Annotated in this window: 10 protein-coding genes; 3 read left to right on the plus strand and 7 right to left on the minus strand. The window is 70.9% G+C overall.

Annotated elements, in window-relative coordinates; genetic code table 11:
- Window positions 1–1131: molecular chaperone DnaJ (dnaJ, locus tag IEZ01_RS31260; RefSeq protein WP_189205076.1), on the minus strand; the 1131-nt coding region annotated here is incomplete at its 3' end.
- The gene (gene hrcA / locus IEZ01_RS31265) at window positions 1132–2148 is read right to left on the minus strand and encodes a heat-inducible transcriptional repressor HrcA (protein ID WP_028797511.1); all 1017 of its coding nucleotides are present in this window, start codon (window positions 2146–2148) and stop codon (window positions 1132–1134) included.
- 187 nt (window positions 2149–2335) lie between these two features.
- Between hrcA and IEZ01_RS31270 the strand changes: the two genes are divergently transcribed.
- Together IEZ01_RS31270 and IEZ01_RS31275 are read left to right on the plus strand one after the other, a co-directional pair.
- Window positions 2336–3055, plus strand: coding sequence for an MBL fold metallo-hydrolase (locus tag IEZ01_RS31270; protein WP_189205077.1), 720 nt, complete (start codon window positions 2336–2338; stop codon window positions 3053–3055).
- 10 nt (window positions 3056–3065) lie between these two features.
- Complete coding sequence (locus tag IEZ01_RS31275; protein ID WP_189205079.1) at window positions 3066–3890, plus strand: DUF3097 domain-containing protein; 825 nt, start codon at window positions 3066–3068, stop codon at window positions 3888–3890.
- Here IEZ01_RS31275 and IEZ01_RS31280 read toward each other — a convergent pair.
- The 5 genes from IEZ01_RS31280 to lepA form a co-directional block, all read right to left on the minus strand.
- Window positions 3868–4461: a Uma2 family endonuclease gene (locus IEZ01_RS31280; RefSeq protein WP_189205081.1), complete on the minus strand. Its 594-nt coding sequence runs from the start codon at window positions 4459–4461 to the stop codon at window positions 3868–3870. The two genes, IEZ01_RS31275 and IEZ01_RS31280, sit on opposite strands and share 23 nt — an antisense overlap.
- Before the next feature lie 82 nt (window positions 4462–4543).
- Window positions 4544–5785, minus strand: coding sequence for a radical SAM family heme chaperone HemW (hemW, locus tag IEZ01_RS31285; RefSeq protein WP_189205083.1), 1242 nt, complete (start codon window positions 5783–5785; stop codon window positions 4544–4546).
- A 97-nt stretch (window positions 5786–5882) separates the two neighbouring features.
- Complete coding sequence (locus tag IEZ01_RS31290; protein ID WP_229833309.1) at window positions 5883–7751, minus strand: SpoIIE family protein phosphatase; 1869 nt, start codon at window positions 7749–7751, stop codon at window positions 5883–5885.
- A gap of 190 nt (window positions 7752–7941) precedes the next feature.
- Window positions 7942–9834 carry an AMP-dependent synthetase/ligase gene (locus IEZ01_RS31295; RefSeq protein ID WP_019886200.1) on the minus strand — a complete coding sequence of 631 codons (1893 nt, stop codon included), beginning with the start codon at window positions 9832–9834 and terminating at the stop codon, window positions 7942–7944.
- Between the two features lie 273 nt (window positions 9835–10107).
- Window positions 10108–11979, minus strand: coding sequence for a translation elongation factor 4 (gene lepA, locus IEZ01_RS31300; RefSeq protein ID WP_028797515.1), 1872 nt, complete (start codon window positions 11977–11979; stop codon window positions 10108–10110).
- A 185-nt stretch (window positions 11980–12164) separates the two neighbouring features.
- On the opposite strand from lepA, the gene rpsT reads away from it, so the two are divergent.
- Window positions 12165–12431: a 30S ribosomal protein S20 gene (rpsT, locus tag IEZ01_RS31305; protein ID WP_019886202.1), complete on the plus strand. Its 267-nt coding sequence runs from the start codon at window positions 12165–12167 to the stop codon at window positions 12429–12431.
- Window positions 12432–12598: the final 167 nt, after the last annotated feature.

The following is a 12598-nucleotide window of genomic DNA, read 5'->3' on the forward strand; positions in this document are numbered from 1 at the left end:
GAACGCGTCCTTCAGCCGCGAGAACAGGCCCTGCTGGCCGGGCTGGAACTGACCCAGCGGCCGTTCCTCGCCGCGGAGCTTCGCCAGCTCGCGCAGCAGCCGCTCCTGCTCGGGGTCGAGCTTCGACGGCGTCTGGACCTCGACGTGGACGATGAGGTCGCCGCGTCCGTTGCCGCGCAGGTGCGTGACGCCGCGGCCGTGCAGGGGGATCGACTGGCCGGACTGCGTACCGGGCCGGATGTCGACCTCCTCCACGCCGTCCAGGGTCTCCAGCGGCACCTTCGTGCCGAGCGCGCCCGCCGTCATCGGGATCGTGACCGTGCAGTGCAGATCGTCGCCCCGGCGCTGGAAGACCGAGTGCGGCAGCTCGTGGATCTCGACGTACAGGTCGCCGGCGGGGCCGCCGCCCGGGCCGACCTCGCCCTCGCCCGCGAGCTGGATGCGGGTGCCATTGTCGACACCGGCCGGGATCTTGACCGTGAGCGTCCGGCGGGAGCGCACGCGCCCGTCGCCCGCGCACTCGGGGCACGGGGTCGGCACGACCGTGCCGAAGCCCTGGCACTGGGGGCAGGGGCGGGAGGTCATGACCTGGCCCAGGAAGGACCGGGTGACCTGGGAGACCTCACCGCGGCCGCGGCACATGTCACACGTCTGCGCCGACGTACCGGGCGCCGCGCCCTCGCCGGAGCAGGTCGTACAGACGACGGCCGTGTCGACCTGGATGTCCTTCGTCGTACCGAAGGCGGCCTCGTTGAGCTCGATCTCCAGACGGATCATGGCGTCCTGGCCGCGGCGCGTCCGCGAGCGCGGCCCGCGCTGCGACGCCGTGCCGAAGAAGGCGTCCATGATGTCGGAGAAGTTGCCGAAGCCACCGGCCCCGAAGCCGCCCGCACCGCCACCGGCGCCGCCGGACGCGGAGAGCGGGTCCCCGCCGAGGTCGTAGACCTGCTTCTTCTGCGGGTCCGAGAGGACCTCGTACGCGGCGTTGATCTCCTTGAACCGCTCCTGCGTCTTCGGGTCCGGATTCACATCCGGGTGAAGCTCGCGGGCGAGGCGCCGGAACGCCTTCTTGATCTCGTCCTGCGATGCGTCGCGGCGTACGCCGAGCACGGCGTAGTAGTCCGTGGCCACTTACGACTCCGCCAGGATCTGTCCGACGTAACGTGCCACTGCGCGTACCGCTCCCATCGTTCCGGGGTAGTCCATGCGGGTCGGTCCGACCACGCCGAGTTTGGCGACTGCCTCGTCGCCCGAACCGTAGCCGACCGCGACGACGGACGTGGACGTGAGGCCCTCATGGGCGTTCTCGTGCCCGATCCGTACGGTCATGCCCGAGTCCTTGGCCTCGCCGAGCAGCTTCAGCAGCACCACCTGCTCCTCCAACGCCTCCAGCACCGGCCGGATCGTCAGCGGGAAGTCGTGTCCGAAGCGGGTGAGATTGGCGGTGCCGCCGATCATCAGCCGCTCCTCGTGCTCCTCGACGAGGGTTTCCAGCAGGGTGGCCAGCACGGCCGAGACCGTACCGCGGTCCTCCGTCTCGAAGGACTCGGGCAGGTCCTGCACCAGCTGCGGCACGTCCGCGAAGCGGCGCCCGACAACCCTGCTGTTGAGCCGGGCCCGCAGATCGGCGAGGGAGGTCTCGCCGAACGGGGCCGGGCAGTCGATCATGCGCTGCTCGACCCGTCCCGTGTCGGTGATCAGGACGAGCATCAGCCGGGCGGGGGCGAGCGAGAGGAGTTCCACGTGCCGCACGGTCGAGCGGGTCAGCGAGGGGTACTGCACCACCGCGACCTGCCGGGTCAGCTGCGCGAGCAGCCGGACCGTACGTCCGACGACGTCGTCGAGGTCGACGGCGCCGTCGAGGAAGTTGTGGATCGCCCGGCGCTCGGGCGTCGACAGCGGCTTGACGCCGGCGAGCCGGTCGACGAAGAGGCGGTAGCCCTTGTCGGTGGGGATCCGCCCGGCGCTGGTGTGCGGCTGGGCGATGTATCCCTCGTCCTCCAGGACGGCCATGTCGTTGCGGACCGTGGCCGGGGAGACGCCCAGGGCGTGGCGCTCGGTGAGCGCCTTGGAGCCGACGGGCTCCTCGGTACCGACATAGTCCTGGACGATGGCGCGGAGCACTTCGAGTCTGCGTTCGCTGAGCATCGCGCTCACCTCCAGCTGCGGTTTCCGGTCGTTCCAGTCGTTCGCCTGGCACTCACCCTGTCCGAGTGCCAGCATCCCCCGGTCAGTGTACGGCGGGGGGCGGCGCTCCTGGCAAGGAGACCGGCGGCATGGTCGACCGGTCACGGGGCGCGGTTCGTCGTGACGGTGTTGCCGATAGCGTCTCGGTATGGACATCGGTTGGGAAGAGTTCGGGTGGGAGCGGCTGGCCGACGGGGTGGGCCGCAGGCGCCTTCCGGTCTGGGACGCGACGGTCGGACTGGTCGTCGGCGAGGAAGGGGTGCTCTTGTACGACACGGGCTCCACGCTCCGCGAGGGCGCCGAGCTGCGGTCCCAGATCCAGGCGATGACCGGTCGGCGAGTGACGCACATCGCACTGAGTCACCCCCACTTCGATCATGTCCTGGGCTCGGCGGTGTTCTCCGGGGCGCGGGTGTACGGAGCCGTGGGCGTCGACGGGGTGCTGCGGGCCGACCGTGAGGGGCTGCGGCTGGACGCGGTACGGCAGGGGGTGTCGGAGCACGACGCGGTCGAGGCGGTGGACGTGCTGGTGTTGCCTCACCATCTCGTGTCCGGGGAGTGGACCTTGGACCTGGGGGGCCGGCAGGTGCTGCTTGCCAACGTCGGCCCGGGGCACACGGGCCACGATCTGGCGGTGCTGGTCCCCGGCTCCCCCGAGGTCGTCTTCTGCGGTGACCTGGTCGAGGAGTCCGGCGAGCCGCAGGCGGGCCCGGACGCGATCCCGTCGCGCTGGCCGGCCGCGCTGGACCGGCTGATGGCGCTGGGCGGCGAGGAGGCGGTGTACGTCCCCGGGCACGGCGCGGTCGTCGACGCGGCGTTCGTACGGACGCAGCGCGATGAGCTGGCGAGGCGCTTCGCGGTGTCGTAGCGTCGGCGAAATGCGCAGCTACAGCCCTGATCTGACGCCCCCTTGGAAGAGGCCGTCGGCCGTTCCCGAAGTGTCCGCCGAGGTCGATCTGGTGGTGGAGGAGGTGGGGACGGGCTTCTGCGGGGCGGTCATCCGTACGGAGAAGACGGCGCAGGGTCCGACGGTGACCTTGGAGGACCGGTTCGGCAAGCGGCGGGTGTTCCCGATGGAGCCGCGCGGTTTCCTGTTGGAGGGCAAGGTCGTCACGCTGGTGCGCCCTTCGGCGGCGGTGCCGGCGCGTCCGGCCCGTACGGCGTCCGGTTCGATCGCGGTTCCGGGGGCACGCGCGCGTGTCGCCCGTGCGGGCCGCATCTATGTGGAGGGCCGGCACGACGCGGAGCTGGTCGAGAAGGTGTGGGGCGACGACCTGCGGATCGAGGGCGTGGTCGTCGAGTACCTGGAGGGCATCGACGACCTCCCCGCGATCGTCGCCGACTTCGCCCCGGGCCCGGACGCGCGCCTGGGGGTGCTGGTGGACCATCTGGTGCCTGGCTCGAAGGAGTCCCGCCTGGCGGCCGCGGTGACGGGCGAGCACGTGCTGGTGGTGGGCCACCCGTACATCGACGTGTGGGAGGCGGTGAAGCCGTCGTCCCTGGGCATCGAGGCGTGGCCCCGGGTCCCGCGGGGCCAGGACTGGAAGACGGGCGTCTGCCGCGCTCTGGGCTGGCCGGAGAACACGGGCGCGGCCTGGCAGCACATCCTGTCGCGGGTGCGGAGCTACAAGGACCTGGAGCCGGAGCTGCTGGGGCGGGTGGAGGAGCTGATCGACTTCGTCACGGATAGCGGTGAGGCCTGACGCCCGCGTACGTCCCGAATTCGCTGGTGTCCACTTCGAGGCCGAGGATTTCCAGCGGCAGCGAGTCGCCGAACTTGGTGATCTCCTGGCTCAGATAGTCGGCGTCCTCACCGTCACCCGCGGGCCTCGTCAGCAGCACGCTGTGCGCCATGACGGGGTCGATGACGAGGTAGGCGGGCACCCTTCCCGCCGCGTAGATCGACCGCTTGACCACGTAGTCCTGGTGGACGCTGGACTTGGACACCACCTCGACGACCATCGTGATCAGCGGGGACGGCAAGGGGCCTGAGGTCGGCACGTCATCGCGCGCGACAACCACCAGGTCCGGTACGGGCTCGCTGGCCTCGCCGACGATGTCGACGTCCTGAGTCTGGAGTCGAGCCCACCGACTGCGGGGAAGCTGGTCCACCAGGCCTTCCATGATCATGTTGTGCACAAGGTCAGGCGCCGCCATCATCACGATGACCCCCCGGAGAAGCTCGACCTTGACGCCATCGGGCGGCTCGAACCCCTCGAAGTACTTGGTCATCCCACGCTCATCCACAGCGGTCATCTCCGTGGCCCTCCGCATCCGCCGCGTCCTGTCCGCGGCAGCCTACGAGCCAGGTTAGGCACCGAACCGGCGTTCCGCACCGATTCACCCGCCCGAGGGGTCAGTCCACCAGGTCCCGTACCACCGCGTCCGCCAGCAGCCGCCCGCGAAGGGTCAGGACGGCGCGCCCCGTGGCGTACGCCTCCGGGTCGAGCAGCCCGTCCGCGAGGGCCCGGCGGGCCGCTTCCAGGCCCCCGGGGCGCAGGATCCCCAGCTCCACGCCCTCGCGGAGCCGGAGCTCCAGCAGGACCCGCTCCACCCTCCGGTCCTCGTCCGTCAGGACCTCGCGGCCCGCGCCGGGCGACTTACCGGACGCCAGCGCCGCCGCGTACGCGCCGGGGTGCTTGACGTTCCACCAGCGCACGCCGCCGACGTGGCTGTGCGCCCCCGGGCCCGCGCCCCACCAGTCCGCGCCGCGCCAGTAGAGCTCGTTGTGCAGGCAGCGGCCGGCCTCGGAGGTGGCCCAGTTGGACACCTCGTACCAGTCGAAGCCCGCCCCGGACAGCACGTCCTCGGCGATCAGGTACCGGTCCGCGTGGACGTCGTCGTCCGTCATCGGGACCTCGCCGCGCCGGATCCGCCGCGCGAGCTGCGTGCCCTCCTCGACGATCAGCGCGTACGCGCTGACATGGTCCGGGTCCGCGCCGATCGCGGCGTCGAGCGAGGCGCGCCAGTCCTCGTCGGACTCCCCCGGCGTGCCGTAGATCAGGTCGAGGTTGACGTGCTCGAAGCCCGCCGCGCGCGCCTCGGCGACGCACGCCTCGGGCCGGCCGGGGGTGTGCGTCCGGTCGAGGATCTTCAGGACGTGCTGCTTCGCGCTCTGCATCCCGAAGGAGATCCGGTTGAAGCCGCCCGCCCGCAGCTCCTCCAGATACGCGGGGTTCACGGACTCCGGGTTCGCCTCGGTGGTCACCTCCGCGTCGTCGGCGAGCCCGAACTCGTCGCGGACGGCGTCCAGCATCCGTACGAGGTCGCCGGCGGCGAGCAGCGTCGGGGTGCCGCCCCCGACGAAGACGGTCCGCACGGGGCGGGGGTCGTCGCCGAGGGTCTTGCGGGCGAGCCGGATCTCCTCGACGACCTGGCCCGCGTAGTTGTCGCGGGAGGCGAGCACCCCTCCGCTGCCGCGCAGCTCGCTCGCGGTGTAGGTGTTGAAGTCGCAGTAGCCGCAGCGCGTCGCGCAGTACGGCACGTGCAGATAGAACCCGAGGGGACGCGACGCCGCACCCTCCAGGGCGGACGCGGGCAGCGCCCCGTCCTCGGGCATGGGCTCACCATCGGGCAGTACGGAAGGCATACCGCCCATTGTCCGTCACCGGCGACGGTCTCCGGTTCGTGCCGCCCAGGAGGGCGCCCTCCCCCACTCACCCGGCGACCGTCTCCGCTCGCCCACCCTCGCCGCGCTACCCCTCGCCCGGCCGCCGCGCCTGGAGCACCAGCAGGGCCAGGTCGTCGCCGACGGGCGCGTCCCCGAAGGCGTGGACGGCCTGCCGGATCCGGTCCGCGGTCTGCTCCGCGGTGAGGCCGGCGCAGTCGGCGAGCGCCCGCTCCAGGCCGTCGCCGTCGTCGAACATCCGGCCGCCGGAGCGCCGCTCGGTCACCCCGTCGGTGACGCAGAGCAGGGTGTCGCCGGGCTTCATGTCGAAGGTGTGGCTCTCGTAGGCGACGTCCCCGACGACGCCGAGGAGGATCTGCGGCTCGGCGACCTGCCGTACGGTCCCGTCGGGCCGGAGCAGCAGGGGCAGCGGGTGCCCGGCGCAGGCCACGGTGCAGCGAGCGCCGCCGTCCGCGCCCAGCGGGGTGATCTCGCCGTACAGCAGGGACAGGAAGCGGGGCTGGGGCCGGTCGGGGACGTCCTGGCCGCCGGCCGCGGCGGCCATCAGCGCGGCGGCCTCGGCGGCCTCCGTGGCGTCGTCGAGGAGGAGGCCGTTGAGGCGGTCGAGCACCTCGCCGACCTGGTGTTCCTCGCGGGCGAGCAGCCGGAGCCAGGGGCGGGCGAGGCCGGTGACGACGGCGGCTTCGGGGCCGCTGCCCTGGACGTCGCCGAGCATGAAGCCCCAGCGGTCGCCGGTGCCGCCGGCCGGGAAGATGTCGTAGAAGTCGCCGCCGGCGACGGAGTCGTCGCTGGGCTCGTAGACGACGTGGCTGTCCACGCCGGGGATCCGGGCGACCTGGCTGGGCAGCAGGCCGCGCTGGAGGACCCGGCTGATGGTGGCCTGACGGGCGTAGCGGCGGGCGGCGCCGATGGCGAGGGCGACGCGGCGGGCGAAGTCCTCGACGAGGGTGGTGACGCCGGAGGGGACCGGGTGCGGTCCGCGCCGTCCGATCATGAGGGTGCCGAGTCCGCGGCCGCCCGCGACGAGCGGGTAGGCGAGGGCGCTGCCGGTCTCCGTGTCGGCGTCGTACGGCCAGGGGACGGGCACGGCCCCGGTCCGGGTGGGGTCGGGTACCTGGGGCGCTTCCTTGCTCAGGGCGTTGCGGAGGCGTTCGGTGGCGGATTCGTCGATGTGCCAGACGCCGCCGGGGCGCGGTCCGGTGCCTGCGACCGGTCCGGTGCCTTCGGGGTCCAGCCATAACGCGGACCAGTGGGCCACGCGCGGGACGAGGAGCTGCCCGGCGAGTGCGGCGACCATGTCCTCGTCGAGCTGGCCGGCGAGGAGTTCGGACGACTCGGCGAGGAAGGACAGGGCGCTGCGGCCGTCCCAGTCGCGGTCGGTGTCGGTGTCGTCCTCGTCGTACGGGTGGCCGACGGCGGCCTCGGCGGTGGAGTCCGGGGCGAAGGGGACGACGGGCCGCCGGCCGGGCTGGCCGGGCGGGTGGTGGGGGCCCGGCCCACGGCCGTCCAGGGGGACACGCGCCCAGACCGTCTTCAGGCCGGGGCGGTAGGTGACACCCCAGCACTCGCAGACCGCGGCGACGAGGTGGAGGCCGCCGCCGTGGGCGGTGCCGGCCGGGTCGCGGCCGGCGACCGTACGGGTCGGGTGGTGGTCGGAGACCTCCACGACGACGGCCGCCGGAGCGTCCTCGGCGTCCTCGGCGAGCCGTACGACGAGCTCGACGGCGGTGCCGGCATGGACGACGGCGTTGGTGACGAGCTCGCTGACGACCAGCACGGCGTCGTCGGCGACGGTCAAGTCGAGCGGGACGGTGTCGGCCCACTCGTCGAGCGCGGCCCGGGCGAAGCGCCGGGCGGCGGCCGGGGTGAACGGATCGCCGGGCAGCCCGGTACGGACCACCGAGGACACGGCGGGGCGAGCGGTCTCCCGGTGCATCAGCCGCGACGGTTGCGCGGACTGCGAGGGAATGGACCTCACTGTGCTGCTCCTGGTCGGCTGTGGCGTTGCGCCGCTTGGACACCGACAGAGTGACAGACAGAGCCCGCCCATAAGCGCCGAGTCATCGAACTCGGCGGAGACAGGTCACGGGGACGGGCGCCCCCGCCCGTCCCCGTGACCGGTGCCGCTACGACTCGCGCGACCCGGCGTACATCTCGTCGATCAGGCCCTTGTACGTGCGCTCGACCACCGGGCGCTTCAGCTTGAGGCTGGGCGTCAGCTCGCCGTGCTCGATGTCGAGGTCGCGCGGCAGGAGCCGGAACTTCTTGATGGTCTGCCAGCGCTGCAGGCCTTCGTTGAGCCGGTCGACGTAGCCCTGGATGAGCCGCTGGGTCTGCGGGGCGGCGACCACATCGGCGTAGGACTTGCCGCCGAGGCCGTTGTCGGCGGCCCAGCCGAGGATGGCGGGCTCGTCGAGGGCGATCAGGGCGGTGCAGAAGTTCCGGTCGGCGCCGTGGACCAGGATGTTGGAGACGAACGGGCAGACGGCCTTGAACTGGCCCTCGACCTCGGCGGGGGCGATGTACTTGCCGCCGGACGTCTTGATCAGGTCCTTCTTGCGGTCGGTGATCCGCAGGTAGCCGTCGGGCGAGAGCTCGCCGATGTCGCCGGTGTGGAACCAGCCGTCGGCCTCCAGGACCTCGGTCGTCTTCTCAGGCAGGCCGTGGTAGCCCTCCATGATGCCGGGGCCGCGCAGCAGGATCTCGCCGTCGTCGGCGATGCGGACCTCGGTGCCGGGCAGCGGCTTGCCGACGGTGCCGGTGCGGTAGGCCTCGCCGGGGTTGACGAAGGAGGCGGCGCTGGACTCGGTGAGGCCGTAGCCCTCCAGGATGTGGATGCCGGCGCCGGAGAAGAAGTAGCCGATCTCGGGGGCGAGCGCGGCGGAGCCGGAGACGGCGGCGCGCAGGTTGCCGCCGAAGGCCTCGCGGAGCTTCTTGTAGACGAGGGCGTCGGCGACCTTGTGCTTGGCGGTGAGGCCGAAGGGGGCGGAGGCGGTGCCGGTGCGGCGGAAGTTGTCCTGGCTGACCTTGGCGTACTCGCGGGCGACACCCGCGGCCCACTGGAAGATCTTGTACTTGGCGCCGCCGCCGGCCCGGGCCTTGGCGGCGACCCCGTTGTAGACCTTCTCGAAGATCCGGGGCACGGCCGCCATGTAGGTCGGCTGGACGACCGGCAGATTCTCGATGATCTTGTCTACGCGGCCGTCGACGGCGGTGACGTGGCCGACCTCGATCTGGCCGGAGGTCAGCACCTTGCCGAAGACGTGCGCGAGGGGCAGCCAGAGGTACTGGACGTCCTCGCCGGTGACCAGCCCGGTCGCGGCGATCGCCTTGGCCATGTACGACCAGTTGTCGTGCGGGAGCCGTACGCCCTTGGGGCGACCGGTGGTGCCGGAGGTGTAGATGAGGGTGGCGAGCTGGGTGGGGGTGATGGCCTCCACGCGCTCCTTGACCGCCTCGGGGTGCTTCTCCAGGTACGCCTTTCCGCGCGTCTCCAGCTCGGCGAGGCTGAGCGCCCAGCCCTCGGGGTCGCCCTCGGCGCCCTCTTCGATGCCGGTCGGGTCGATGACGACGACATGGGCGAGGTGGCCGAGGTCGGCGCGGCGCTCACGGGCCTTGGCGAGCTGGGCGGCGTCCTCGGCGATCAGGACCCGGCTCTCGGAGTCGGCGAGGATGTAGGCGGACTCCTCGGCGTTGGTCTGGGGGTAGACCGTGGTGGTGGCGCCGCCGGCGCACATGACGCCGAGATCGGCGAGGATCCACTCGACGCGGGTGGCGGAGGCGAGCGCGACGCGCTCCTCGGGACGTACTCCCAGGTCGATCAGACCGGCCGCGATGGCGTAGACCCGCTCGGCGGCCTGTTCCCAGCTGAGGGACTTCCAGTCGTCGGGGCCCTGGCCGGTGGCCGAGGGAACCGGGTAGCGATAGGCCTCCGCGTCGGGGGTCTTCGCCACGCGCTCCAGGAAGAGGGTCGCCACGGAGGGCGGTCGGTTCTCGATCAGGTTCTGTGTGTCGCTCACGACGTCCTCCGGGCGGCTTGCGGCAGGGCTGCACGACGGGATGATTGTTTAACTGGCGAGTAACCCTCGGGCGGGATCAGGTTAGAGCGCGGGGGTCCGCCGCGTAAGGGGCTGCGGCCCGGCGGTTCATACCCGCTTCATAACGACTCTGCGGCACCCGCGCGTGATCGTGGTACGCAAAAGCGCCCGTCCGTGAACCGAACGGGCGCTTCGCGCGCGTACGCGCCGGTGAACCACTTCACGCGCCGGTGAACTGCTCCACGGGCCGGTGAACTACTTCTTGGTCTTGCCGCCGGCCGAGTCGTCGCTGGAGAGGACGGCGATGAAGGCCTCCTGCGGGACCTCCACCGAGCCGACCATCTTCATGCGCTTCTTGCCTTCCTTCTGCTTCTCCAGCAGCTTCCGCTTACGGGAGATGTCACCGCCGTAGCACTTGGCGAGGACGTCCTTGCGGATGGCGCGGATGGTCTCGCGGGCGATGACCCGGGAGCCGATGGCCGCCTGGATGGGCACCTCGAACGCCTGCCGCGGGATGAGCTCACGCAGCTTGGCGACGAGCCGTACGCCATACGCGTAGGCCGCGTCCTTGTGGGTGATGGCGGAGAAGGCGTCGACCTTGTCGCCGTGGAGCAGGATGTCGACCTTGACCAGGGAGCTGCTCTGCTCGCCGGTGGGCTCGTAGTCGAGGGAGGCGTAGCCGCGGGTCTTGGACTTCAGCTGGTCGAAGAAGTCGAAGACGATCTCGGCGAGCGGGAGGGTGTAGCGGATCTCGACCCGGTCCTCCGAGAGGTAGTCCATGCCGAGCAGGGTGCCGCGGCGGGTCTGGCAGAGCTCCATGATCGCGCCGATGAACTCGCTCGGGGCGAGGATCGTGGCGCGGACCACAGGCTCGTACACGTCCGCGATCTTGCCCTCGGGGAACTCGCTCGGGTTGGTGACCGTGTGCTCCGTTCCGTCCTCCATGACCACGCGGTAGACCACGTTGGGGGCGGTGGCGATCAGGTCGAGCCCGAACTCGCGCTCCAGCCGCTCACGGATGACGTCGAGGTGGAGCAGGCCGAGGAAGCCGACGCGGAAGCCGAAGCCCAGCGCGGCGGAGGTCTCCGGCTCGTAGACCAGCGCGGCGTCGTTGAGCTGGAGCTTGTCGAGGGCGTCACGCAGCTCGGGGTAGTCCGAGCCGTCCAGCGGGTACAGGCCGGAGAACACCATCGGCTTGGGGTCCTTGTAACCGCCCAGCGCCTCGGTGGCGCCCTTGCTCAGGGTGGTGATGGTGTCACCGACCTTGGACTGGCGGACGTCCTTCACACCGGTGATGAGGTAGCCCACCTCGCCGACGCCCAGGCCGTCGGCCGGCAGCATCTCCGGGGAGTTGGTGCCGATCTCCAGCAGCTCGTGCGTGGCGCCGGTGGACATCATCCGGATGCGCTCGCGCTTGTTGAGCTGGCCGTCGACGACACGGACGTAGGTGACGACACCGCGGTAGGAGTCGTAGACCGAGTCGAAGATCATCGCGCGGGCCGGGGCGTCCTTGACGCCGACCGGGGCCGGCACGTCCTTGACGACCCGGTTGAGCAGCACGTCGACGCCGACACCGGTCTTGGCGGAGACCTTGAGCACGTCCTCGGGCTGGCAGCCGATGAGGTTGGCGAGCTCCTCGGAGAACTTCTCCGGCTGCGCGGCGGGCAGGTCGATCTTGTTGAGCACCGGGACGATGGTGAGGTCGTTCTCCATCGCCAGGTAGAGGTTGGCGAGCGTCTGCGCCTCGATGCCCTGGGCGGCGTCGACGAGCAGGATCGTGCCCTCGCAGGCTGCCAGGGAGCGGGAGACCTCGTAGGTGAAGTCGACGTGGCCTGGGGTGTCGATCATGTTCAGGATGTGGGTGGTGCCCACGTCCGGCCCCTCGGTGGGCGCCCACGGAAGACGCACGGCCTGGGACTTGATCGTGATGCCGCGCTCGCGCTCGATGTCCATCCGGTCGAGATACTGGGCGCGCATCTGCCGCTGGTCGACCACGCCGGTCAGCTGGAGCATCCGGTCGGCAAGGGTGGACTTGCCGTGGTCGATGTGCGCGATGATGCAGAAATTGCGGATCAGCGCCGGGTCGGTACGGCTCGGCTCAGGCACGTTGGTAGGAGTCGCGGGCACGCAAGGTCTCGTCTCGGGGCGATGGTCGGATCGATACGTAGGTTCCATGGTCCCACGGACCGGGACCAGGGCCCGGTTTGGGCGGCCCGTACGGGGGCTGGTAACGTGGACAGCTGTGTCTCGTGCCCTCTCAGTGCGGGACGCACTTCAAGATCAAAGATCATCGAACCTGCAAAGGCTCTTTCGTGGCGAACATCAAGTCCCAGATCAAGCGGAACAAGACCAACGAGAAGGCGCGCCTGCGTAACAAGGCCGTCAAGTCGTCGCTCAAGACCGCGATCCGCAAGGCCCGTGAGGCTGTCGCCGCCGGCGACCTCGAGAAGGCCACTGTGGCCACTCGCGCCGCCTCTCGTCAGCTCGACAAGGCTGTCTCGAAGGGTGTCATCCACAAGAACGCCGCCGCCAACAAGAAGTCGGCGCTGGCGTCGAAGGTTGCCTCCCTCCAGGGCTGAGCACTTTCAGCTGTACTCCGGTCGGCCGCGTGAGTGGCTGACGACCGGATGACTTGATCGCCGGAAGGGACCCAGCGGGCCCTCTCTTCCGCTCCCGTCCGGCACCCCGGACCGCACACGATCTGCGTTCGCCACGCGGGTGCGGCCCACAGCTTCGCGAAGCCCCG

Source organism: Streptomyces purpureus (assembly GCF_014648195.1).
Lineage (GTDB): Bacteria > Actinomycetota > Actinomycetes > Streptomycetales > Streptomycetaceae > Streptomyces > Streptomyces purpureus.